This is a genomic window from Amycolatopsis sp. NBC_01480 (assembly GCF_036227205.1).
Lineage (GTDB): Bacteria > Actinomycetota > Actinomycetes > Mycobacteriales > Pseudonocardiaceae > Amycolatopsis.
Genome location: NZ_CP109442.1, coordinates 38,341 through 61,474, shown reverse-complemented (window position 1 = coordinate 61,474; position 23,134 = coordinate 38,341). Strand labels below are relative to the sequence as shown.

Here is a 23,134-nt window from a genome sequence, read left to right as displayed (position 1 = left end):
AGAAGATCCCGGTTCACCAGCGGAAGGCGAGCGGCTGCCCGGGGCGGTCCGGCACCGGTCCGGTGCGCCGGACGGAACCTTTGCCGGGCACGCCTAATTCGTCCACGAGCCAGTTCGCGGCCGCGATCAGGCGCGGCAGGTCGATGCCGGTGTCCACATCGGACAATTCGAGCAGCTGGACGGCGTCCTCGGTGCAGATCCCACCGCCCTGCGCGCCCGGCATGGCCGGGTGCCCGCCGCTGCCGGCGAGCGCGGTGTCGATGTTTCGCACGCCGAGGTCGAGCAGGGGCAGCAGGGCGGCCAGGCCCATGCCGCGGGCGTCGTGGATCTGCACGGTGAGGTTTTCCGCCGGTATGTGCGCGAGTGCGGCGGAAACGAGGTTGCGGATCTGCGGCGGGGCCGCGTAACCGGACGAGTCGGCGAGAATCCACCGGTCCACGCCGAGGTCGAGAAGCCGGCGGGCCAGCGGTTCCAGTTCGTCCGCGCCGCGGGCGGGTCCGGTCGGGCCGCCCCAGGCGAAGATCACGTAGGTGCCGAGCTGGATGCGGTGGTCGGCGGCGTAAGCGGCCAGGCGTTGGAGTTCGGTCAGAGAGTCTATTGTGGAGTGTCCGATGTTGGCGCGGGCGAAATCTTCGTCTGCCGAAAGAAGGAACGACGCGCTGTCCGCGCCCGCGTCGACCGCGCGGGCCAGGCCTCGGACGTTGCCGACGCAGCAGCCGAGATGCAGGCCTGGGGTGCGAAGCACAGCCGCGAAAACTTCCTCGGCGTCGGCGAGTCCCTTGATCAGGTCGGGACGCACGAACGAAGACAGCTCGAACGCGCGGACCCCGGCGTCGACGAGCCGCTGCACAAGCTCGACCTTGACCTCGGTCGGCACAATGTGGTCCTGGAACGTCAGGCGTGGCGCGATTTCGCGGATGCGCACCGCCTTCCGCTCAGACATGGCGGGTCGGGGCGAGTCCGGCGGCCTGTGCGTCCCACGCCTCGCCCCGGCCTTGGCCGCGCAGGTCGGTCTTGCGGACCTTGCCGGTCGGGGTGACGGGCAACTGGTCGAGCGCGCGGTAGTAGCGGGGGACCATGAAGTGCGGCAGGGCCCGGTCGCAGTGCGCGAACAGCTCCGCGAAGTCCGGCCTCCGCCCGGATTCCAGCTGCAGCACGGCGAGGACCTCGTCCTCGCCCAGCTCCGACGGCGTGGCGACCGCCGCCGCCGCGACCACGCCCGGGTAGGCGAGCAGGACCGATTCGACCTCGTGCGAGGAGATGTTCTCGCCGCGCCGGCGCAGGGCGTCCTTCTTGCGGTCGATGAAGTAGAAGTACCCGTCCTCGTCGGTGTAGCCGAGGTCGCCGGTGTGCCACCAGAGGTCGTTCATCGTCGCGAGGGTGGCCTCGGGTTCGCCGCGGTAGCCGGAGAACATGATGTTCGCCTCGCGCGGCCGGTACACGATCTCCCCGGCTTGCCCGGGCGCCGCGCGGTTCCCGGACTCGTCGTGGACTTCGAGGATCGACGACGCCGTGGCCACGCCGATCGAGCCGATCTTGCGCGCGGCCAACGGGTTGTAGAGGACGTTCTTGATTTCGGTGAGCCCGTAGCCTTCCACGAGGTGGATTCCGAACCGTTCCTCGAACGGCTCCAGCACCTGCGGCGGAGCGGGCGCGGCGAACACTCGCTTGACCCGGTGGTCGCGGTCGCGTTCGGACGGGGGCTGGGCCAGCAGCACCGGCAGGATCGAGCCGAGCGCGTTGAACTGGGTTACTCCGCCGGCCCGGATCTCGTCCCAGAACCGGCTCGCGGAGAACCGGCGGCCGAGCACCACGGTGGCACCGGCGAACAGCCCGTGCAGGGTGATGTTGACCTGGGCCGCGCCGTGAAACAGCGGAAGGCAGGTGTACAGCCGCTCATCGGCGGTGGTGCCCATCTGCTGCGTGCATTCCTTGGCCGCGACGACCTGCATGCGGTTCGGGTAGACGACTCCCTTGCTGCGTCCGGTGGTGCCCGAGGTGAGCATGACCGCGACCGGATCAGCCGGGCCGACTGCGGGAAGCTCGCGGGTTGGGTCGCCGGAGGCGAGCAATTCGGGCCAGCCCAGCACCCGCACTCCCGGCGGCGTGCGGCCGGGCGCGGCTTCGTCGAGCACGACGACGGTGGTCAGCGCGTCCGGCAGTTCCGGGAGGTCGGCGACGAGGCCGAGCAGCGCGGGCTCGGTGACCAGGATCCGGACGTCGGTGCTGCGCAGCGCGTGGTCGAGGAACTGTCCTTTGTAGGCGGTGTTGACCGGGACCTCGACGAGCCCGGCGCGGGCGGCGCCGAACCAGGCGAGCAGATATTCGGCGCGGTTGGGCAGGAGAATGCCGACCGAGTCGCCCGGCGCGGCGCCGGTGGCGAGCAGACCGCGTGCGACCTGCGAGACCGCCAGGTCCAGCTCGCCGTAGGTCAGCTCGGCTCCGTCGACCACGAGCGCGGGTTGGTCCGGGTGCTGCCGTGCCCGCTCGGCGATCAGCCCGCTGACGGTCTCCGCCTCGAGGTCTTCGGATCGAGGGACCGAACGCGTCATGCCAGCTCCTTCTTCGCCCGGGCGAGGAATCCCTCCAGGGCCGGGTCCCAGGCCGCTTCGGCGCCGGTGGTCACGAGGAACGCGTCGACCCCGAGGTCACGATAGGGGCCCAACGTGTTCAGGATGCGCTCCTGGGTGCCGACCAGTGCCTGCGAGTTGGCGAAACCGCCCAGCAGTTTGGTCAGCCCGGTCCAGAAGCAGTCGTCGTGCAGTTCCTCGTCGGTCAGCGCGAGCGCCCGCTGCCTGCCGACCGAGGTGTCGGTGGACGACGAGCGCAGGAACTTCCCGGAGGCTTCGGCGATCTGCCGCTCCGCCGCGCGAGCTTGGGCCCAGGCGTCGTCGTCGGTGTCGCCGAGGAACAGGCGCAGGCTCAAGGAGAACCGCATCTTCCGGCCGTACCGCTCGGCGGCGGCGCGGATGCGGTCGATGCGTTCCTTCGTGCCCGCGAACGGCTCGCCCCACAGCATGTACAGGTCGGCGTGGCGGGCACCGAAGTCGACCGCGTCGTCGCTCTCGCCGCCCATGAAGATCGGCACCTGTCCCTGCACCGGCTTGGTCAGGATCTTCACCGCCTCGGCCGTGTAGTACTCGCCGTGGTGATCGAACTGTTCGGGCGAGGTCCAGGTGCGCCGGACGACGTCGAGGTATTCGACCGCGCGCCGGTAGCGCTCGGCCTTGGGGAGATCGTCGGATTCGCGGCGCAGGTCCTTGTCGGAACCGCCGACGACCACGTTGATCGCGAGCCTCCCGCGGGCTAGCACGTCGAGCGTGGCGAAGTAGCGCGCGGCGGCCGCCGGCGGCATGACGCCCGGGCGGTGCGCGACGATCGGCGAGAACTTCTCGGTGAGCGCGAGGGCGAACGGCGCGGTCGCGTGATTGTGCGGCCAGGTCGAGGAATACCCGACCAGAACGCGGTCGATCACCTCGGAACGGTCCAGCTCCCGGACTCGCGCGAGCAGGGCGTCCGGGGTGGTTTCGCCCGCTTCGAGGGGCTGCAGCCCGGTGAAGAATTCGACCATCAGGTCCTCCTTAATCGTGTGCCAGCCAGGCCTGATGCCTGGCGAAGTGATCAGGCCGCCGGGTGCGGAGTTCCGCGCTGGCGGCGGCCAATGCGACGGTGCCGTGCGCGAGGGTCATCTGTGCGGAGACGTCCCAGCGACGGCCCGCGTGACTGTCGATCCGCGCCGTCACCGTCAGCGGCCGTTCGACCGGAACCGGGCGGTGGTAGGAGATATGGAGCGATTTCGTGACCAGCCGGGCTTCGCGGCGCAGGGCGACTGTGTTCAGCACGTCGTCGAACACCGCCGCGGTCCAGCCGCCGTGGGCGACCTCGGGACCACCGCACCAGTGCCGAGGGCAGACGACGTCGAACGTCGTCGCGACTTCCCCGGCGTGCGCGACCTCGATGCCGAGGCGGCACCGGTCGTCCGGGGCGCAGCCGCCGCACAGCAGCCGTCCCGACGACGACGGGCCGATCCGGAAGTCGCCCGCGCGGTCACTCATTCGCGGTCTTCCGCAGGGCCGCGACCACCGTGTCCGGAACGTCGATCGTGCCGCGCCGCAACGCCTCTTCGCGGCAAGCGGCGGACCGGTCGAACGGCACGCGGACGGCGGGGCCCCCTTCCACGGGCCGGGTCGCCCGGATCGACGCGGCGTACTCGCTGACGCGGCGGCGGTAGTCGTCCGGGTCGGTGAGCGTGGCCGGATCGACCAGCAGCACGAAGAACCCGCAGTCGGAGATGCCCGGCGGGGCCGCGGCCGCGCCGCTCATCATGCCGAGCAGCTGCACCACCATGGCCAGCCCGGAACCCTTGTGCCCGCCCCACACGCCGAACGCGCCGCCCAGGGCCGCTGCCGCGTCGAGGGTGGGCGCCCCGGAAGCGTCGAACGCCTGGTCCTCCTCGAGTTGCTCGCCGAGCCGCGCTTTCAGCACCACGTCGCCGTACATCACCGCGGAGGTGCCGATGTCCCAGATGACCGGCGTCGGCGAAGCGGGGAATCCGAACGCGATCGGGTTGGTGCCGAACCTGCCCTCGGTGCCGCCCTGCGGGGCGACGACGGCGGGCCCGCTGCCCGCGATCATACCGGCGAGCCCGGCGGCGGCGGCCTTCTCCAGGTAGTAGGAGAACATACCGGTGTACCAGGTGTTGCGGGCGCCGACGACGGCCATTCCGTGCGCGCGGGCCTTTTCCACCGCCAGGTCCAGCGCCCGCATGCCGACGAGGTAACCCACCTGGTCGCCGCCGTCGAGGGTGGCCGAAACCGGGGTCTCCTCGAGCACCCGGATCGGCTGCGGAGCCCCGGCGGCGGCGCGCATCCTTTCCACAATGGACAGTGCGCGGGCGAGCCCGCCGAACGTCAGCCCGCGCAGTTCGCAGTCGAGCAGGTGTTCGGCGATGACGGCGGCCTCGTCCGGGGTGTGCCCGGCCTGGGTCGTGGCGGCCAGGACGAGGCGGTGGGCGTCGTTCAGGGGCAAGGTGGTCATGAGCCGGACTCCGCGGTCAGGGGAAGGGCGGACGAGGAAGCCGCGCGGGTGCGGGCCGCGCGGCGGGTGAGCGCGAACGCGGCGAGCGCGCTGGCGGAGGCCGCGGCCAGCAGCAGGTACGCGGGGGAGCGGCGGTCGCCGGTCAGCTCGACCAGCGCCTGGCAGATGAACACCGCCGAACCGCCGAGGATGCCGACAGTCACGTTGTAGGAGATGCCGACGAGGCTGCCGCGCCGGCGCACCGGAACGAGCTGGACGTAGGTGACCGGTGCGACGCCCGAGTAGAACGCCGGGCCGGCCGACAGCGCCACCGTGCACACGATGATCAGCCACAGGGGAGGGGCGCTGGCCAGCGCGGCGAACAACGGGTAGCTCACGACGAGCACCGCTAGCGAGGACGCCAGCAGCACTTTCGGACGGCCTTGCCAGTCCGCGGCGCGGCCGCCCGCGAGCACGAGGAAGATTCCGACGAGCAGCGCGAACGCGATCACCGCGGTTGCCGCGACGGGGGACAGCCGCAGCTGGATGAGGTAGCTCTGCACGTAGGTGTAGACCATGTAGATGCCGACGATGTGCAACACCGACACTCCGACGAGCAGGAGCACCGAGGACCATTGCCGGTCCGCCGATCGGTCCGGTGCGGACGGTCGACTGCGGGCGTCGAGGAACTCCGGGGTCTCACCGAACTGGCTGCGCAGATAGAGGCCGATCCCGCCGATGGGAAACGCCAGCAGGAACGGCAGCCGCCAGCCCCACATGAGCATTTGCGCCGGAGTCAGCGCGGCGCTCAGCGACAGCACGACGACCGCGCCCAGCAGGAATCCGGCAAGACTCCCGACCTGCACCCGGCTCGAGAGCGCACCGCGCCGGTGCGGCGGGGCGAACTCGGCGACGTAGATGATCGCCGTGGTGAACTCGCCGCCGCCGGCCAGCCCTTGGGCGAATCGCAACAGCACCAGCAGGATCGGCGCGGCGACGCCGATCGTCCCGGTCGCCGGCAGCAGGCCGATCAGTGTGCTGCCGCCGGCCATCAGCAGCAGCGACGCCACTAGCGCGGGACGGCGGCCGTGCCGGTCCGCGATCGGGCCGAACACCAAGGCCCCCGCGGGACGCGCCAGGAACGCCGAGCCGAACACCGCGAACGACGACAGCAGGCCCGCGCCGGTGCTCGCGGCCGGGAAGAACACCTTCGCCAGCACGGCGGAGAGGAAGCCGTAGACGGCGTAGTCGTAGGTCTCCACGGTGTTGCCGATCGAGGCCGCGAGCGTCGTGCGTCTTGCTTCTGCCGGTGTGGTCATGACGTGCCTCTCCGTTGAGGTCGGGGCTGACGTGGGGGCGCGGCTCAGGCCGCGAGGTGGTGGTATTGGCTGCGGAAGAACAGCAGCGGCTCTGCCGTGGTGTCGGCGGCCAGGTCGTCGACGCGGCCGAGGACGAGGTGGTGGTCGCCGGCGTCGTGCACGGCCTCGATCGTGCAGGCGATCCAGGCGACGGCCCCGTCGAGCACGGGATCGCCGTGCGGCCCGGGATGCCAGTCGACGCCGGCGAACTTGTCCCCGCCGGAGACCGCGAGCGCACGGCAGACGTCCTCCTGCCCGGCGGCGAGGACGTTGGCGCAGAACGTGCCGCGCCGGGCGAGCACCGGGAACGTCGAGGACGTCTTGCCGGGCAGGAAAGCCACCAGCGGCGGATCGAGCGAGACCGACGTGAACGACGAGACCGCCAGGCCCGCCGGCCGCCCGTCCGCGTCCCGCCCGGTGATCGCCACGACGCCGCTGGGGAAATTCCCCAAGGCGGAGCGGAATCGGGATGAAGTAAGCATGCTTAGACAATATAAGCGTGCGGATACAAATGCAAGCATGCTGACGCGCATCCGCGCCCGGCGCTCTACGCTGCGGGGGTGACCGATCCCTTGCCATACGTAGATCCGTTCGACGACGGCCGCTCGCCCGCGCGCGCGGAGACCGGCATGGACGAGGCGTCCTCCTTGATCGACGCCGTGTTCCGGTTCGAGCGCGCGGTCTCGCGGATCGGCAACGCGCGGCTGCGGCGGTGGAACATGACGCTGTCGAGCTACACCGCGCTGCGAATCCTGGCCAACCGGCCGCATCTGACGCTGGCTCAGCTGTCCCGTCGGTGCTACGCCCGCCCGCAGACGATGACGCGCATCGTGACCCAGATGGAGAAGCGCGGATTCGTCGCCCGCGGCGCGCACCCGGAAAGCGAGCGTGCCCTGTCGCTCGAAGTCACCAAGACCGGGCTTGCCGCGCTTGAGGAGATGGACGCCGAGGTGCTCCGAATCAGCGACACCCTGGGGTCGCTCCTCGGCCGGGACGAGATCGTCGCCGCCGACCGTCAGCTGCGTCAGGCCGCCCTCGTCGTCGAACGCGAGCTGCGCGAGATGGAGCGCGGCGACGAGTAAGCATGCTCATTGGGCATAAGCATGCTTATACTTGGGTCATGGACCGAATGACCATGGCGCTGGACGCGCTGCGCGAGGGCAGGCCGGTGCTCGTCACCGACGCCGCCGACCGCGAGAACGAGGGCGACGCAGTGCTGGCCGCGCACACCGCGTCGGCGCGCTGGGTCGCGTGGACCGTGCGGCACACCTCCGGACTGCTGTGCGCCCCGATGCCCCCGGACCGTGCGGCGGACCTCCGGCTGCCGCCGATGGTGGAGCACAACGAGGACGCGCGCGGCACCGCCTACACCGTGACCGTGGACGCGAAAACCGGCGTGAGCACCGGAATCAGTGCCGCCGATCGCGCCCGCACCCTGCGGCTGCTGGCCGACCCGGCGGCCGCCGCCGCGGATTTCACCCGCCCCGGCCACGTCCTCCCGCTGCGCGCGCGACCCGGCGGCGTCCTGGAGCGACCAGGACACACCGAAGCGGCGGTCGATCTGTGCCGACTCGCAGGCGTGGCACCGGTCGCGGCCATCGCGGAACTGGTGGCCGACGACGGGTCAATGCTCCGCGGCCCCGGAGTCGCGGAGCTCGCGCGCCGGTTCGGCCTGCCCGCGCTGAGCATCGAGGACCTGATCTCCCATCGGCTGCGGAATCCTCTCCCGGCCGGTGAACAGCCGCGCGTGGTGCGAACCGCCGAAACCGAACTCCCGACCCGGTACGGCCGCTTCCGCGCGGTGGGCTATCTGGACCTGCGCACCGGTGCCGACCATGTCGCGCTCATCTGTGGCGAACCGGGCGACGAGGCGACCGTACGCGTGCACTCCGAATGCCTGACCGGCGAATCCCTGGCCTCCGCCCGTTGCGACTGCGGCCCGCAATTAGACGCCGCCCTCGCCCGGATCAGCCGTGACGGCGGGGTGCTGGTGTATCTGCGCGGGCACGAGGGGCGTGGTATCGGACTGGCGAAAAAGCTGGCGGCGTATGAGCTTCAGGACTGCGGACTGGACACAGTGGACGCCAACCTCCGTCTGGGCGAACCGGCCGACGCACGAGAATACGGGGCTGCCGCGGCCATCCTGCGGGATCTTGGGATCGCGCGGACGCAGGTCCTGACCAACAATCCCGGGAAGATCCGGGATTTGGAAGCGGGCGGGGTTTCCGTCCTGCGGAGGCTTCCGTTGACGGTGGGTGGTACGTCGGCGAATCTTCGTTACCTGGCAGCGAAACAGCAACGCATGGGGCATCTATTCACCGACCGCGAGAGCTCCCGGCGGTAGTCCGCCAGCGGATTCCGAGGGTTCTCCATGGCAGAACCCCGCGCCCAGTCCACTCGGCTGGACGAGCCTGGTTGCCCGTACAGACACCCGAGCACGAGCGATCTGACGCACTTCGGCGGGCGGGGCTCTCCGCCGAGCGGTGCTCGGGGTGCCGAACCTCCGGTGTCGACGGCCTACGGCGCGCCCGCGCCGGTGCGATCTCTGCGCCGAGTCGGGGATGCCGAGGGCACGCTGGCTGGGCGTGGACCTCGCCGCCGGGCCGCGACGTTCCTGTTCACCGTCGTGCCGCGCTCGCCGGGACCCGTGATGTTCGCTGCGGGGCTCGCCGACCGCCGCGTCTCCCGGGGATGGCCGGCGCCGCTGCGGTCAGGGGCGATTGAGCAGGGTCATGAAGCCGTAGTTCATGTGCAGCTGCTGGCGGCCGTGCAGCAGCGAGAGGCCGGACTGGTCGGCGACGAAGCCGAGGTCGAGTTTCTGGTAGTCGCCGAGCATGACGACGTCCTCGAACATCCCGGCGGTCGGCGTCCCGGCGATCGCGGCGACCTCGACGATGTGCCCGTGCACGGGGTGCATGTCCTTGGTGGAGTTGTGCAGGTACAACCGGTACCGCTTGCCGCGCTGGACTGGGATCGCCTGCTGATTGGCGGAAATCGAGTAGGGCTGGCCGTTGAGGGTCCAGGTGGTGAAACCGCGGTCGGCTGCGTTCCGCTTCTCCACCAGCAGGCCGATCGTTTGGCCCTGAACCAGCTGTTCGCCTTCGGCGGCAGCTGCGACGACGTCAGCCTCACAGCAGGCGGCGCCGCGGTCTGCATGCGCATCCGCGGCCCCGTGGCACCGTCCATCCACGACCTGCCCGACGGAGCACAAGTACAGCTCGCTGGCAACGGGCTTCCCTTGCAGATCAGCCAGTTCGGCGCCCCGCGCACCACAGGCGGCTACCACACGGCCGGTGGGCAATGGGATGCGGTGTACAGCATCTGGTTCGGGCCCACACCGAACCTGGCGAGGCAGAACCACGGCACCGAGATCATGATCTGGGGAGATCACGCGGGCGCGCCGCAGCCGGCGGGCCAGAAGGTCGGCGCCACCTGGGACGTGTGGTCCGGGCGGCTTTGCGGTGACGGCTGCTGGAACGTGAACTCCTTTGTGCGCCAGGAGACGACCGAGGCGCTCGACCTCTCCATCAAGGACTTCACCAACGACAGCGTCGCCCGTGGTATCACCCATCCGTCCTGGTACCTGACGAGTGTCCAGTTCGGATTCGAGCCGTGGCAAGGAGATCCGGGCCTCGGCGTGGACTCGTTCTCCTGCAAGTCCTGACCCGGTTGTGACGCTGGAAAGCTCGGTCGCGCATCGGCGGACGTATTCGCCGGCGGAGACAGTGGTGTGATCGAGGGTGTTCCGGCAGACCTCATCGGAGCGCGCGTTCGAGCCAGGGGGCGAGGCGGTTGAGCGGGGTGAGCCGTCCGCAGTTGGGGACGGAACGAATCGGGTGGCCCGCGACGCCCCATCCGCTCAGAAGGGTGTTCGCGGCGGCCCAGCCGGTGGTCGCGGCCCGTTCCATCAGGGCGACCGGGAGGTCGATCCGGACCCCGTCGCCGGCCAGCACGAGGCCCGGGGTGGTCGTGGTGACGGCGGGGCGGTGCGCGAAGCGGCCGATCCCGAACAGGGGGCAGTCTTCCCGCCAGAGCGTGATCTCGCCGACTGCCCGGGCCGCGGCGGTTTCCGGGTAGATCCGGTGGAGCCGTTCGTCCAGCTGTTTGGACAGGGCCCCGACGTCGGTCGTGGTGGCGGCATAGGCGTGCAGTTCCACGACGGAGCCGCCGGTTTCGTTTGCCCAGCTGCGGGCTTCTCCCTCATACCGGTCCAGGACACTGATGTTGTCCAGCGGCGGCACGCTGCCTGTTCCCAGGAATGGCGGTCGCCGCGGGTCCACCGCTCGGTCGAGCCAGAGTCGGCGGACGAGGAAGCCCGGCGCGGTGCGGAGCCCGGCGATCCCCGCCCGCCAAGCGCCGGTGCCGAGGCCGGGTGACGCCTCGACCAGTAATTGCAGACCGCCGACCTCGCCCGCCAGTACAACTGCGTCGAACTCCGTTGTGGACCCCGAGGTGACGTGAAAGGTGCCACCGGACTTCTCGATGTTCTCGACGCCCGTGCCGAGGCGGATGGTCACGCCCCGGACGGTCAGGTACGCGGCCAGCGGCGTCCACAGGGCCTGGGGGAACGGCTCGGTCGGCACGTCGAAGACCAAGCCTTCACTCGACCCCAGGAAATACAGGTGAAACATGACGGCCAGTTCCGCCGCGGACAGCTCGCTCGGGTCGGCGAAGAAACTCCGCGAAAACACTTCGAACGCCAGGTGCCGGGCCGCTTCCGGAAACCTGATTCGTTCCAGGAACGCTGCGGCATCGACGTGGTCGAGCCGTTCATAGATGCCGGGCACGGCCACGGTCGCGAGGGGCAATGCGGCCCGCCCGTCTAGGGCGAGCAGGTCGCGGAGCCGGAAAGTGGGGCTGCGCAAGGCGAAGGCGAGCGCGTTCAGCGGGGGAGTGGTGGGGAGGCCGCCGAAGGTGTCGGTGCGCCCGTGGGCGTCGAGCAGGGGGTAGTCCTCTAGCGGGGTGAGCCGTTCGAGCCGGGGGTCCGTGCGGGTCAGCAGCGCGCGCAGGTTGTAGTACTGCCGAAAGAAAGCGTGGAAACCCCGGCTCATCGTGACGCTGGTGCCGTCGGCCAGCCGGTCCGGCCAGCCGCCGACGCGGCCGCCGAGATGATCCTCGCGCTCGTAGAGGGTCACCTCGACGCCGCGTTCGGCCAGTCCGGTCGCCGCGGTGAGACCCGCGATCCCGGCGCCCACGACGGCGGTTCGGGGGCGCCGGTCGAGCCGTCGGGCGGAGTCGAGGCCCGTCGGCGCGGGATGGGTCACGAGCCGCCGGTCACGGCTGGGGGGCCTGGTCACAGTGTCTCCGGCGGCCGGGTGCCGACGACGGTGTGCCCGATACCGCGTTGCCAGCCGGACATGGTTTCGGCGCGGGTGTTGATGAACCCGGCGTTGCCGAGCCGGGCGGTCAGGGCGCGGATGCCGTCGAAGGCGAGCACGCTCCGGCGGAGGTGGCGGTAGAGCGTCGCATCGCCGGTGGTGACCTTGCCCAGCGGGATGATGATCGCTGCGCACACCGCGTTCCAGACGATCCGGGCCCGGCGGGAGTCTGCTACGGAGTACTCGTGCAGGGCGATCGGCGCGCCGGGACGCAACAGCGTGTGCAGTTTGCGGAGCTGGGCGTCCGGATCGGCGAGGTTGCGGATCAGATAGGCCGCGAGGACGGCGTCGAACGGCCCGGTGATCCCGGACCCTTCCAGGTCTTCGATTGTGCTGTGCACGAAACGCACCTTGGCGGGCCAACGCTTGCGCCGGGCCTGAGCCAGCATCGCAGCCGACCCGTCGAAGGCGGTGATCTCGGCGGACGGCAACACCTTCAGCAGGGCCGCGGTGGAGGCGCCGGTGCCGCACCCGGCGTCGAGCACCTGCAAGCCCGCGCCGTCACCAGTCAGCCCGAGGCGCCGGGCGGACAGCCGGAGGTGGTCGTGATAGCCGGGGCTGGCCCCGACGAGCCGGTCGTAGGACGCGGCCTCGGTGTCGAACGCCGCGGTCACCCGGGTGCGAGGCAGGCCGTCCTCCGCGAGTCGGCTCACTCAGCATTCTCCTTTCGTGCCGCTCGCTCCCACAGGAGCAGGACAGCGGTCACCAGTGCGTACCCGAAGAGGAAGTCCTCGATCGGAATGTTCCCGGGGAAGCGGAGCCCGGTGATGTGCTCGGGGGCGTACCGCACGATCGCGTGGGAGGACTTGGTCAGCCATCCGTCGACCGGGATCTGGAAGCCGGTCACGACGGCGATGGTGATCCAGTAGCCGGGTTTGCGGAACAAGCCGGTCCGCAGGGCCAGTAGTTCGAGCGCGACGACCACGAGCACAGCCGCGACCGCGGGCAAGGTGTAGCCGCAGGGGATCACCTCCGCACCCGCCGCCCGGCGAACCGTCGCACCGCCGCCAGCGTGAGGCCCACCATCTCGTAGGTCAAGACGCCGCAGATCGGGATGACGACGAAGAACAGGACCTCTTCGAGCGGGATGCCGAACGGCGCCCGTATCCCGGTGAGGCTCTCCGGCGCGTAGTCCCACACCCCGCCGGCGATGGCGATGGCGTCCCACACCAGGAACACGAGCGCCACGGGCAGCACGGCACGGGCCAGCCGCCGCGGCCGTCGGTACACGCGGGCGCCCGCCAGTTCGAGCGGCAGCGTGACCAGGACGCAGGCACCGAGCACGGCGAGGTATTCCAGCCGGCCCACGGTCAGGCCCCCGTCGGTGGCGCCGGGTTTCGCAGCTGCAGCCACTGGGCGTGGCCGAGCGCCCGGGCCGCGACCGCCAGCCGGCGCGGGCGTGGCACCACGATCCGGCGGCCGAAAACGTTGTACCCAGCCCCCTCGATCCGGACGAGGATCTCCCGGTAGAGCCGGAAAGCGGTGGCGACGCAGGCCCTGGACACCGGGTGCAGCATGGCGATCCCCGGCCGCGCTTGCTCATAGAGCGTCCAGGTCACCGAGACCTGGGCCGCGAGAGCCTCCCGCACCCGGCTGTCCGCACGGCCGTGTTCGACGCACCAGCCCAGGCGGTCGCGGTCCACCCCGAACGCGGCGAGCTCGTCGGCCGGGAGGTAGACGCGGTCGCGGGCGAGGTCTTCGGCGACGTCGCGCAGGAAGTTGGTCAGCTGGAACGCTTTGCCCAGTGCCGCGGCGTACGGGGCCGCCTCGTCGCGGTCGGTGACGGTGCCGAGCACGGGCAGGACCTGCAGCCCGATGACCTCCGCCGAGCCGTGCACGTAGTCGTCCAGCGCGGCCCGGCGAGGATAGTCGGTCACGGTGAGGTCCATCCGCATGGAGCGGAAGAACGCGCGGAAGTGCCGGTCCGCGATGTCGTAGCGGGCGGAGGTGTCGACGACGGAGGCGAGCAGCGGATCCTCACTGCGGCCGGTGGCGAGGGCCGAGAAGAACCGATGCTCGACCGTGTGGAGTTCGGCGGCGATCGTCGCGGGGGTCGCTCCCGCCGCCGGCTCGTCGACGATGTCGTCCAGCCGCCGGGCGAAGCCGTACAGGGCGTGGACGGCTGGGCGCTGAGGCGGGGACAGCAGCCTGGTCGCGAGGAAGTAGGTGCGGCCGTGGCGCGCGTTCAGTGCCCGGCACCGCTGGTAAGCCGACCTCAGGGCCGGGTCGTGGATACCGGCGGCGTCGAGCTCCTTGCGGGTCATCGCGAGTCCCCCGTCCGGGAACCCGGCGCCGGACCGGTGACGCGGTCGGCCGCCAGCCGCCCGGACAGCAGCACAGTCGGCACCCCTACGCCCGGTACGGTTCCAGCGCCGGCGAGCACGACGTTCTCCACCCCGCGGGGCAGGTTCCGCGGCCGGAACGGTCCGGTTTGGACGAACGAGTGCGCATAGCTGAACGGTGTGCCCGCCACCATGCCGCGGCCGGCCCAGTCCGCCGGGCTGATCAGATGTGAGACCTCCGCTTCGAGACCGGGCAGCAGGCGTTTGCGGACTTCGCCGAGTAGCGCCGCCGCGGCCGGCTCGGCCTCGCGGCTCCAGTCGATCGGCCCGCGTTCGAGGTTCGGCGTCGGCGCGAGTATCGAGAACAGGTGCCGGTCCGGCGGGGCGAGGCTCGGGTCGCCGGCGGTGGGGCGGGTGATCAGCAGGGACGGGTCGCCCATTGGTCGCCCTTCGGTGATCAGTTCCCGGAAGGTCGAGGCCCAGGCGTCGCCGAAGGAGATGGTGTGGTGCCCGACGTCGGGCCAGTCACCCGCGGCACCCACGTGCATGACGAGGGCCGACGGTGCGGGGGAGAGCCGGAGCGGCCGCCGCGGGGTCCGGCCGAGCAGCCGGTAGCTCTCGGGTAGCTCGCCGGTGAGGACAACGGCGTCGCAGGGGATCCGGTCGCCGGAGCTGGTCAGCACCGCCAACACCCGACCACCACGCCGTTCCAGGGCTTCGGCTCCATCGCCGTAGCGGAACTGCACGCCGGCGGACTCGGCTGCCGCGGCGAGACCTCGGGGGAGCGCGGCGATGCCGCCTTCGGGGAAGTACACTCCGCCGACCGTGTCCATGTACGGGATCACAGCATAAAGGGCCAGGGCGTGCATCGGTGATTCGCCGGCGTAAAGCGCCTGGAAAGTGAAGACCCGGCGCAACCGCTCGTCGCCGAGGAAGGTGGAGATCTTCGGGTCGAGCCGGCGGAACCCGCCGAGCGCGACCACCTGGGCCAGGTTGCGGGAGAGCAGGCTCAGCGGTGAATCGATGTTCGACGCGATGAACCGGTCGAACTCGGCCCGGTAGAGCCGGGTGAGCCAGGTCCGCAACTGGAGGTACCCGGCGGCCTCGGCCGGTCCGGCGAAGTCGCGAACAGCCTCGGCCATCGCCTCAGCGCCGGTGTGCACCGGCAACCGGCTCCCGTCGGCGAAACAGGCGGTGTAGGCGGGCTCCAGCCGCCGCAGCGTCAGGTACGCGGTCATTTCGGCGCCGACGGCGGCGAAGGTGTCTCGCACGATTCCCGGCATGGTCAGCACGGTGGGCCCGGTGTCGAGGTGGTAGCCGCCCAGCTCCAGCCGGCCGACGCGGCCGCCAGGGCCCGGTCCGCGTTCCACGACCGTGACCCGCCGGCCGCGCCCGGCCAGGTGCAGGGCCGCGGAGAGCCCCGAAAGGCCTGCACCGACGACGACAATCCCGTTCGTGCGGCCGGGCACTGTCCTCATCGGACGCGGTCCGTGCAGCGGGCCGCGAGCACGGCCAGGGTCTCGGACATCCGGGATGGCAGGCCCGCATCGTCGATCGCTTCCAGGGCTGCCCGCACCTGCTTGTCGATCAGCTTCTCCAGCTGGTCCGGCGCGCCGGACGCGGCGATGGCGTCGCGCAGCGCGGCCACGGTGTCGTCGTCGACGACCTCGCGATCGAGAAGGCGCTGGAGCTCTCGTCCCAGGATGGGGCCGGCAATCGTGACCGCGAGAGCGACGACGCTCGAGGCCTTCCGGTCGCGCAGGTCCTGTCCCGCGGGCTTGCCGGTCACGGCCGGGTCGCCGAAGACGCCCAGCACGTCGTCGCGGAACTGGAAGGCCTCGCCGACCAGTCCACCGTAGCCGGTGAGGGCCCGGGACACCCGGGCGTCACAGCCGGCCAGAGCGGCGCCGAGCTCCAGCGGCCGGCGAACGGTGTAGTTGCCGGACTTGCGGCGGAGCACGTCCAGGACCGATCCCCAGCTCGGCTGGTTCCGGGCGTCGTTCACCAGGTCGGCGAGCTGCCCGGTGGCCAGTTCCGAGCGCATGGCGTCGTATCGCGGCCACCCACGCGACAGTGTTTCGGCCGGGAGCCCGCTTTCGCGCAGCATCTGTTCGGACCAGACGAGCAGGAGGTCGCCGCAGAGGGTGGCCGCGGACTCGCCGAACCGGGCCGGCGAACCGCTCCAGCCCCGGTCCCGGTGCCAGTGGGCGAACTGGGTGTGCAGGGCCGGCCGGCCACGACGTCGAGCCGAAGCGTCCATCACGTCGTCCTGGGCGAGGGCGAAGCAGTGCAGCAGCTCGAGGCTGGCGACTGCGCGTATCGCGGCGTCGTCCTCCGGCGCACCGCAGCACCAGCCGGCGTAGGCGAACATCGGCCGCAGGAACTTGCCGCCGCGGACGAACTCCGGCAGGGCCGTCGCGGCGAGTACACCTTCGGCTCGTCCGCCGAACTGCTCAGCGCAGCGCGCGGCGACGAATTCGTCGACGTGGCTGGAGAACTCCCCGCCGAGCGCGGTCAGCCAGTCGTCAGGGCCGGTCACCGGAACGAGACCCTCTGCCGTGACGGCCATCCGGTTTCCTCTCCTCGCTGGTTTCCTGTCCGGCCTGTCCACGCCGGAAGCTCTTCGGCCGGGTTATCCCGCGTCCGATCGGGTAAACCAGACTGGTGACCTTCATGGAGCAGCTCGACCGGCGGTGGCCGGCAGACTGGCCGATCCAGCCCTTCGGTGAGCCGGGATGGGCCCGGCAGCGGCCGACTTACGGCCAATGCTGCCCCGCCGTGATCGAAGCTGCCGTCGAACGGGCCGTGGCCAGGGCTTCCGGGAACTGGTACGTGCTGGCGGCTAGCCGGCAGATCCGGCCGGACCGTCCCTTCGGTCGGACCATCGGCGGCCAGGAGCTGGTCGCGTGGCGCACCCGGTCCGGCGAACTGCGGGTCGGTCCCGGGGCGTGCCCGCACCTGGGTGCGTCGCTGGCCCAGGCCCGGCCCGACGGCGACGAGCTGGTGTGCCGCTGGCACGGCCTGCGCGTGGGCGGCCGGCCGCGGCCGGACTGGTCGCCGGTCCCGTCGTTCGACGACGGGGTGCTGGTCTGGGCGCGGCTGGACCGGCTCGGCGGCGAACCCCCGACCACGGAACCGGCGGTGCCGGACCGTCCCGAAAGCGGCGGCAGCGTGGATGCGGTCGCGACGGTGACCGGTGTGTGTGAGCCGGCTGACATCGTCGCGAACCGCCTCGATCCCTGGCACGGCGCCTGGTTCCACCCGTACTCGTTCGCGCGCCTGAACGTGCTCGAGGCACCCGCCGAGGCGGACGTCGCCGGAGAAGGCGACCGGTTCCTCGTCGAGGTGACCTTCCGGCTGGCGGGGCGGTGGGGTGTGCCGGTGGTCGCCGAGTTCGTCTGCCCCGGCCCGCGCACGGTAGTGATGCGCATCGTCGAGGGCGAGGGACTGGGCAGCGTCGTCGAGACCCACGCCACCCCGCTGGGCGCCGGGGTCGACGGACGGCCCAGGACCGCCGTCATCGAGGCGGTTGTCGCGGGGTCCGAGCGGGCCGGGTTCGGTGCCGCGCGCAAGGCCGCCGGCGCGCTCCGCCCGCTGATCCGCCGCACCGCGATGCGGCTCTGGCGGGACGACCTGGCCTACGCCGAGCGCCGCTACGAGTTGCGGGCGAGCGCTCAGTGAGGCGGCTCGTCCGTACGGGTGTGTAAGCCGCGCGGCAATGGGTATCACCGGATCGCGCCCGTTCTCGGTGTACCGGGCGCGGCCGGGGCGGGGCGGTGAGGGCTTGCGCCCCGGCCCCGGCCCCGGGACCCGGTTGCAGAGCTGCACGGTAGTTCCGGTGAGGCACCGGTGCGCCTTGCTGCGTGCGATTCCGGTCATGGGCGTGGCCTCCGGCCGGACGGCGCGATGATCTTCGCCGCCCTCGTTCCGTGTTCCGTACCGGCGAAATCGGCCGCCCGGCGCTGCCCGGGCATCGGTCGTCGTCGATGCGATCGATCGAGCCGACGGCGTGCCACCTCGAGCTCGTGATCAGCCGGCCACATTTTCCTGTTCGGCGAGCCGCTTGATAGTCGTCATAGTCTCGTCGAGGGCCTGCAACACTTCGCCGTCGCCGCCGGGCACTCGCGCGGTGTGTCTTTTGATCCGCAGTTCGGTCTCGACTCCGGTGCTGCTGATCAAGAAAAAGCCGGTGGCGGTTGTCGCCTGCAATTCACCCATCGTGCCTTGCCTCCATCGGCTGGATGACCACTGCGTGGTCGGTGGGGCGGGTGGCGGCCGGGGCGGCTGGGACCCGGCCGGACTGCTGCCGGAGAAGCACCGTGCGCTCGCCGGCGTGAGACCACCCCACACCCCGTAGGGTTCTTGTACGAGCAGCGCGTGACGGCGGCAGGCCTGGAGCACCGGGCAGCGTGAACAGATCGCTTTGGCACGGCGGTCCCGGTCGTCTTTGCCCGAACCGCGTTCTTGCTCGGGGTGGAAGAACGTCATTCTGTCGATATCGCGGCACGCGGCCTCGAGCTGCCAGTCCCAGATGGTGGTGACCGGGCGTGGCAGACGACTCAGCTCGGCCATCGTGACCTGCTTCCGGTCTGGGCGCCGGATGGGCGGGCCGGGGCAGGGACCGGCTGTGACCCGGAACCGGGTGGCATCGAGCCCGGTAGCCATAGCACTGGGGATACTTGCGCGGGAAGAACCATGACCACCTGTCGCTCTGGTGCACTGCGTATCGCTGGGCAGATGCCGCCAGGGACTTGGGCGGTGGTGCGAGCTGCGCTGAGTAAGTAGCGCTCATTACCAAGCATACGCATCAATGGTGTGGCGCCAGCTCGAACTTCGATATCGTTGCATACGCGATGCAAGGCAGCAAGGCAGGGGAAGTGCCGTCGCTTCGCCCAGCGGTGTGGTGGCGTGGCGCGGACACTTGGCGTGTGACGGAGCGACGACAGACCAGGCTGTTCGAGGTACGCGACCTCGGAGTCGCACGGTGACGGACTTCGCCGGTGACGCTTTCACAGCCGGCCTGGTCCGGTCCGCCGGCACGGTGGCCGTGTTGATGGTCGCCATCGCCGTGGAAGGGATAGTCGCCGGCCGCCACAACGTGGTCGACACGGTATGGGGCTTGCTGTTCGCCGGGATCTCCGTCGCCGCTTTCGTCAACTCGCAGGGACACGGCGAACCCGTGCGCCGCTGGGTCCTTGCGGTCATGGCGTGCGTGTGGGGAGTGCGCCTGGCCGTGCACATCGGACGGCGGTCTTTCGGCAAGGGTGAGGACCCGCGTTACGAGAAGCTGTTGCGCACCGGGCAAATCCATCCGGTCGTGAACGCTGTCCTGGAAGTCTACGCACCGCCGGCGGTGCTGGCGTTCGTCATCTCAGCGCCGTTGCCGGTCCGCGCATACGAGGCGTGTGTTTCGGTTATGCCGCCTACGCCGGTGTGGCGCTCTGGTGCGTCGGGATGGTGTTTGAGACCGTCGGTGACGCGCAAATGGAGCGATACAAGAAGTGGAAGCGGGCCGAGCCGCCGGAAACGCTCACTGGCAGCGTCATGGACCGCGGGTTGTGGCGATTCACCCGTCACCCCGACTACGTCGGCGACGCGTGCGTCTGGTGTGTGTGGATCTTCCTGGTCGCCGCGGAACACTGGCCGGGGTCCGCAACGTGCCGGCGCTGATGCTGATGACCTACCTGCTCACCCTGGGCTCCGGGAAGAAAGCACTCGAGCGAGCCATGATCACCCGTCCTGGCTATCGCGCGTACATGCGCCGGACCAGCGGGTTTCTCCCACTATCGCCCAAGAAGGAGCCGCGCGGCCGTTAGCCGGACCGCGGCTGCCTCGCCTCGCTTTTCAGAATTATCAGAAAAGAAAGGACGGATATGATCCAGTTGCAGCGCACCATTTCCGTGCGGAAACCGGTGGATGTGGTCGTGGACTATCTGCGGAATTTCTCTCGAACGGAACAGTGGGACCCGGGCACGCTGTCGTGTGTCCGCGTTGACGACGGACCGATCCAGGTCGGGGCTCGCTGGCGCAATATCTCCCGGTTCAAGGGAAAGGAGACGGAGCTGATCTACGAGCTCGTCCGCCTGGAACCGGAGCGCCTCCTCTTCATCGGTAAAAACAAGACCGCGACCTCCACCGACGACCTGACCGTGGCTTCGGCCCACGACGGCAGCGTGATCATCTACCAGGCCACCATCGTGTTCCACGGAATCGCGAAACTGGCAGACCCGTTTCTGAAACGAGAGTTCGAGAAATTGGGCGACGCCGTGGTCGACACCATGGCAGAGGTGGTCAACGCTATCCCGGTATGACGGAAGCGTCCGGCTCGGTGTCGCGATGCTTCCTTGAACACCTGAGCCGATGTAGCCGGGTAGCTGTACCAGCTGCCTTCCTTCGCTCATGCCCGTCAGTTCTCCATCGACAGCTGCCACACATCCCACCCGCTGATCGCCCGGGACAAGGACAGGGTCGGCGTTTGCGTGAACACGCGTCATGCCGGTCCGGTTGCTGGCGCCGAACTACTCGGGCGGGATCTCGGACGGGCAGCGCAACGGCACACCGCAGATGCGCTACTCCCTGATCGGCCGGGAGACGACCAATGACGGGCTGTCCCTGCACTTCGAGGGCAGCGACATCCGTGGTGTGGTCGCCGTCGTCGCCTGTGACAAGCCGCCCGTGGGTACCACCGCGGCGATCATGGAACGCAACGTTCCCGCCGTGGTGCTCTCGGACGGCTCCATCCGTCCGGGCACGGATCCGCTGACCGGCGAGACGATCGACCTCGTCAGCTGCTTCCAGGTCGCGGGGGACCCGGATGCGGACAAGCGCGAGCGCTGGGCCCGCAACGCCTGCCCCGGGCACGGCAGCTGCGGCGGGATGTTCACCTACAACACCATGCAGACCTTCATCGCGCTGCTGGGGCTCGAACCGCTGCACATGGTGTCGCCCGCGTCCGAGGACCCGCGCCGGACCGAGGTGTTCCCCGAGCAGCTCGTGGATACTTCGGTGCTGTTCGCGCCGGATTCAAGCTTGGTCGAGGCGCGGGTAGAGCACTTCGCGGATGAGGAGGAGCACGGCGGCGGCGACCGGGATGGCGACGAGGGCGCCGACGACGCCGAGCAGGGCGCCGCCGAGCACCACGGCGACTACGGTGACCAGGGCCGGGACCTGCACCGCAGTGCCGATGATCTTCGGTACCAGCAGATAGTCCTCGACCAGCCGGTAGATCACGAAGAACACGATCGTCGCCAGGCACACGGGCAAGGACACGGTGAGCGCGACCAGACTGACGAGAACCCCGCCGATCACCGAGCCGACCACGGGGACCAGGTCGAGGATGGCGACGGCGATAGCCAGCAGGGCGGCGTAGGGCACGCCGAAGATCAGCAGCCAGGCCAGGGTGAGCACTCCGGCGATGACCGAGATGGCGAGGTTGCCCAGCACGTAGCCGCCGACCTTGGTGAAGATCTGGTCTCCGATGAGGATCGCCCGCGGCCGCCGCGAGTTCGGTATGAGCCGGTAGCCGCCGGCTCGGATGCGCGGCAGGTCGGCGACGAAGTACACGGTCAGCACGATGAGGATCAGCACGTTGGTGATCGCGCTGAACACGGCCTGCCCGGCGCCCAGCAGTCCGCCGCCGAGGCCGCCGGCCGATCCGCTGACCAGGCCCTCGAGTTGCTGTTGGAGGTGGAAGCGCTCGTTGAGCTGCCCCAGGATGGTCGCGTGGTCCTGCGCGTCGTGCAGGTAGCCGGGCGCTTTGGCGATGAACTGGGTCGCCTGGTCCACCAGGACCGGGATGGCGGCGGTGAGGAACCCGCCGACGGCAAGCAGCCCGACCACGAACACCGTGGTCACGGCGAGCCAGCGGGGGAAGCGGCGGCGGACCAGCCACGCGACCGCGGGCTCGAGGCCGATGGCGAGGAACAGTGCGAGACCGATGAGGATCAGCACGTCCTGGAGGCCGGCCAGGACCTGGACCAGTCCGTAGGTCACCGCCACGCCAGCGGCGGCGGTCATGCCGATCAGGAACGGCAACCGCCAGTCGAGCGGCTTTCCCTTGGCGCCCATGGGTTGTTCCGGGGTGCTGAGCTCGGCCGCCGCGGCTTCGGCGGCGGCGAATGCCCCGTCTTCGGTGGCTATCTCCTCGGCCGGGTCCTCGGGTGTGGGCATGGGGTGAGCGCCTCCTGGGGTTACCTGGCACGGGAGCGTGGCCGGCCCTGCGGTTCGGCGGCTGTGGGCTCAACCAGGTCGAACCTTAACCGAGGGATGAGCGTGGCGAAGCGCCGGTCAGCGGGAGAACCATCGCCACACGCTGATCCGGCTCGCGCAAGGTCGGCCCTGTCCCGCTGCCTGCTTCACGGTCGCCCGACCAGCGGCCACCGCCAGCGCGTGACCCGGACTGTCCTGGCCGTGGGCAACAAGCCTTCGCGCCTGCTCACCAGATCGGGAACCGGTATGTGCATCACGGGAACCGGTCGGATGTGGCATGGCGCAACTCGAGATCAGGGTTGCGCAAGGCCTGCGAGGTCACACAGGTCAGGCCGTGTATTCGACCGTCCGGGCCTGCCGCTGCCACGTGGTGTAAGCGATCAGCGCGAGCAGGACCGCGCCGAGCAGCGCGGAAGCACCGATCGTGCCGTACCCCACTCAGCGAACAGCTCGGCCGCCGCGCTTTCGTCGGCCACGGCCCGAGCCCGCGTGACCATCTCGGTGAACCGGTGCACGTCGACGACCAGCTCGTCCTCGACGGCCAGGTGATAGCCGCCGGTGCCCTGTTCGATGACGACCGGGCACCGGCTACCACCGTCCGCAACCGGGCCAGGTAGCTGCGCGGATACTGGCCCCTCGGCTGGAAGCCCGAGTCAGGCCCCCAGGGCGCGGCGGCGGATTCGTCGGGCGCGGACCGACGCTGAAGCGTCCACGGTGGCCTGGCCCGATTTCCACGGCCCCGCCCGGACTGCCGGCGAGACCGTACTGCACGTCGTCGAGACCGCGACGCACGCCGGGCATGTCGACATCGTCCGCGAGGCGATCGACGGGCACCAGCACCTCGTGCTCGACTGACCGCTGCGCCGTTCGGGCGATTTCGACGGCAGTTCCA

Annotated in this window: 24 protein-coding genes and 2 pseudogenes; 9 read left to right on the top strand and 17 right to left on the bottom strand. The window is 70.2% G+C overall.

From position 1 onward, the window contains the following. Positions 1-13: 13 nt before the first annotated feature. The 7 genes from OG371_RS00310 to OG371_RS00280 are packed head-to-tail and all read right to left on the bottom strand — an operon-like array spanning position 14 to position 6,856. Positions 14-943: a pyruvate carboxyltransferase gene (locus tag OG371_RS00310; RefSeq protein ID WP_329064291.1), complete on the bottom strand. Its 930-nt coding sequence runs from the start codon at positions 941-943 to the stop codon at positions 14-16. Continuing rightward, complete coding sequence (locus OG371_RS00305; RefSeq protein ID WP_329064290.1) at positions 936-2,552, bottom strand: AMP-binding protein; 1,617 nt, start codon at positions 2,550-2,552, stop codon at positions 936-938. Before OG371_RS00305 ends, OG371_RS00310 begins: the two co-directional genes overlap by 8 nt. Then, positions 2,549-3,571: an LLM class flavin-dependent oxidoreductase gene (locus OG371_RS00300; RefSeq protein ID WP_329064288.1), complete on the bottom strand. Its 1,023-nt coding sequence runs from the start codon at positions 3,569-3,571 to the stop codon at positions 2,549-2,551. Before OG371_RS00300 ends, OG371_RS00305 begins: the two co-directional genes overlap by 4 nt. A 10-nt stretch (positions 3,572-3,581) precedes the next feature. Then, entirely contained in the window at positions 3,582-4,055 is a 474-nt protein-coding gene (locus OG371_RS00295; RefSeq protein WP_329064285.1) for a PaaI family thioesterase, read from the bottom strand. Continuing rightward, complete coding sequence (locus OG371_RS00290) at positions 4,048-5,037, bottom strand: Ldh family oxidoreductase (RefSeq protein WP_329064283.1); 990 nt, start codon at positions 5,035-5,037, stop codon at positions 4,048-4,050. The genes OG371_RS00295 and OG371_RS00290 overlap by 8 nt, the downstream gene beginning before the upstream one ends. Next, positions 5,034-6,335 carry an MFS transporter gene (locus tag OG371_RS00285; RefSeq protein ID WP_329064281.1) on the bottom strand — a complete coding sequence of 434 codons (1,302 nt, stop codon included), beginning with the start codon at positions 6,333-6,335 and terminating at the stop codon, positions 5,034-5,036. Before OG371_RS00285 ends, OG371_RS00290 begins: the two co-directional genes overlap by 4 nt. A 44-nt stretch (positions 6,336-6,379) precedes the next feature. Next, positions 6,380-6,856, bottom strand: coding sequence for a flavin reductase family protein (locus OG371_RS00280; protein WP_329064279.1), 477 nt, complete (start codon positions 6,854-6,856; stop codon positions 6,380-6,382). A 78-nt stretch (positions 6,857-6,934) separates the two neighbouring features. On the opposite strand from OG371_RS00280, the gene OG371_RS00275 reads away from it, so the two are divergent. Together OG371_RS00275 and ribB are read left to right on the top strand one after the other, a co-directional pair. Further along, positions 6,935-7,456 carry a MarR family winged helix-turn-helix transcriptional regulator gene (locus tag OG371_RS00275; RefSeq protein WP_329064277.1) on the top strand — a complete coding sequence of 174 codons (522 nt, stop codon included), beginning with the start codon at positions 6,935-6,937 and terminating at the stop codon, positions 7,454-7,456. Between the two features lie 38 nt (positions 7,457-7,494). Continuing rightward, on the top strand, positions 7,495-8,718 hold the full coding sequence (gene ribB, locus OG371_RS00270) for a 3,4-dihydroxy-2-butanone-4-phosphate synthase (RefSeq protein ID WP_329064275.1): 1,224 nt from the start codon (positions 7,495-7,497) through the stop codon (positions 8,716-8,718). 366 nt (positions 8,719-9,084) lie between these two features. On the opposite strand, the gene OG371_RS00265 is transcribed toward ribB, so the two are convergent. After that, positions 9,085-9,435 (bottom strand): multicopper oxidase domain-containing protein, encoded by a 351-nt coding sequence (locus OG371_RS00265; RefSeq protein ID WP_329064274.1) that lies wholly within the window; start codon positions 9,433-9,435, stop codon positions 9,085-9,087. 15 nt (positions 9,436-9,450) lie between these two features. On the opposite strand from OG371_RS00265, the gene OG371_RS00260 reads away from it, so the two are divergent. Continuing rightward, entirely contained in the window at positions 9,451-10,038 is a 588-nt protein-coding gene (locus tag OG371_RS00260) for a GH12 family glycosyl hydrolase domain-containing protein (RefSeq protein ID WP_329064272.1), read from the top strand. A gap of 91 nt (positions 10,039-10,129) precedes the next feature. Here the strand turns inward: OG371_RS00260 and OG371_RS00255 are convergent, their stop codons facing one another. The 7 genes from OG371_RS00255 to OG371_RS00225 are packed head-to-tail and all read right to left on the bottom strand — an operon-like array spanning position 10,130 to position 16,603. Next, positions 10,130-11,671, bottom strand: a complete 1,542-nt coding sequence (locus OG371_RS00255; RefSeq protein WP_329064270.1) for an FAD-dependent oxidoreductase — start codon at positions 11,669-11,671, stop codon at positions 10,130-10,132. Then, positions 11,668-12,405: a class I SAM-dependent methyltransferase gene (locus OG371_RS00250; protein WP_329064267.1), complete on the bottom strand. Its 738-nt coding sequence runs from the start codon at positions 12,403-12,405 to the stop codon at positions 11,668-11,670. The genes OG371_RS00255 and OG371_RS00250 overlap by 4 nt, the downstream gene beginning before the upstream one ends. Beyond that, positions 12,402-12,722, bottom strand: coding sequence for a lycopene cyclase domain-containing protein (locus OG371_RS00245; protein WP_329064265.1), 321 nt, complete (start codon positions 12,720-12,722; stop codon positions 12,402-12,404). The genes OG371_RS00250 and OG371_RS00245 overlap by 4 nt, the downstream gene beginning before the upstream one ends. Next, positions 12,719-13,060 (bottom strand): lycopene cyclase domain-containing protein, encoded by a 342-nt coding sequence (locus OG371_RS00240; RefSeq protein WP_329064263.1) that lies wholly within the window; start codon positions 13,058-13,060, stop codon positions 12,719-12,721. Before OG371_RS00240 ends, OG371_RS00245 begins: the two co-directional genes overlap by 4 nt. Positions 13,061-13,062: 2 nt before the next feature. Further along, complete coding sequence (locus OG371_RS00235; RefSeq protein WP_329064261.1) at positions 13,063-14,016, bottom strand: phytoene/squalene synthase family protein; 954 nt, start codon at positions 14,014-14,016, stop codon at positions 13,063-13,065. Then, a complete protein-coding gene (crtI, locus tag OG371_RS00230; RefSeq protein WP_329064259.1) occupies positions 14,013-15,512 on the bottom strand; it encodes a phytoene desaturase family protein in 1,500 nt (499 codons plus the stop codon). Before crtI ends, OG371_RS00235 begins: the two co-directional genes overlap by 4 nt. After that, positions 15,509-16,603, bottom strand: a complete 1,095-nt coding sequence (locus OG371_RS00225; protein ID WP_329064257.1) for a polyprenyl synthetase family protein — start codon at positions 16,601-16,603, stop codon at positions 15,509-15,511. The genes crtI and OG371_RS00225 overlap by 4 nt, the downstream gene beginning before the upstream one ends. Before the next feature lie 104 nt (positions 16,604-16,707). Here OG371_RS00225 and OG371_RS00220 point away from each other — a divergent pair, with 104 nt between their 5' ends. Further along, positions 16,708-17,715: a DUF5914 domain-containing protein gene (locus OG371_RS00220; RefSeq protein WP_329073464.1), complete on the top strand. Its 1,008-nt coding sequence runs from the start codon at positions 16,708-16,710 to the stop codon at positions 17,713-17,715. Positions 17,716-18,063: 348 nt separating this feature from the next. On the opposite strand, the gene OG371_RS00215 is transcribed toward OG371_RS00220, so the two are convergent. Next, positions 18,064-18,606: a WhiB family transcriptional regulator gene (locus OG371_RS00215; protein ID WP_329064254.1), complete on the bottom strand. Its 543-nt coding sequence runs from the start codon at positions 18,604-18,606 to the stop codon at positions 18,064-18,066. 238 nt (positions 18,607-18,844) lie between these two features. On the opposite strand from OG371_RS00215, the pseudogene OG371_RS47295 reads away from it, so the two are divergent. The 4 genes and pseudogenes from OG371_RS47295 to OG371_RS00205 form a co-directional block, all read left to right on the top strand. Continuing rightward, a pseudogene (locus OG371_RS47295) lies at positions 18,845-19,411 on the top strand (DUF1295 domain-containing protein); the annotation flags it as partial. Positions 19,412-19,437: 26 nt separating this feature from the next. Next, positions 19,438-19,704 (top strand): DUF1295 domain-containing protein, encoded by a 267-nt coding sequence (locus OG371_RS47290; protein ID WP_442876066.1) that lies wholly within the window; start codon positions 19,438-19,440, stop codon positions 19,702-19,704. Between the two features lie 203 nt (positions 19,705-19,907). Continuing rightward, positions 19,908-20,345 carry an SRPBCC family protein gene (locus tag OG371_RS00210; protein ID WP_329064252.1) on the top strand — a complete coding sequence of 146 codons (438 nt, stop codon included), beginning with the start codon at positions 19,908-19,910 and terminating at the stop codon, positions 20,343-20,345. A 181-nt stretch (positions 20,346-20,526) separates the two neighbouring features. Continuing rightward, a pseudogene (locus OG371_RS00205) lies at positions 20,527-21,003 on the top strand (dihydroxy-acid dehydratase domain-containing protein); the annotation flags it as partial. A 54-nt stretch (positions 21,004-21,057) separates the two neighbouring features. Here the strand turns inward: OG371_RS00205 and OG371_RS00200 are convergent. Further along, a complete protein-coding gene (locus tag OG371_RS00200) occupies positions 21,058-22,203 on the bottom strand; it encodes an AI-2E family transporter (protein WP_329064251.1) in 1,146 nt (381 codons plus the stop codon). Between the two features lie 609 nt (positions 22,204-22,812). On the opposite strand from OG371_RS00200, the gene OG371_RS00195 reads away from it, so the two are divergent. After that, entirely contained in the window at positions 22,813-23,097 is a 285-nt protein-coding gene (locus OG371_RS00195; protein WP_329064249.1) for a mycothiol transferase, read from the top strand. The last annotated feature ends 37 nt before the right edge of the window (positions 23,098-23,134 follow it).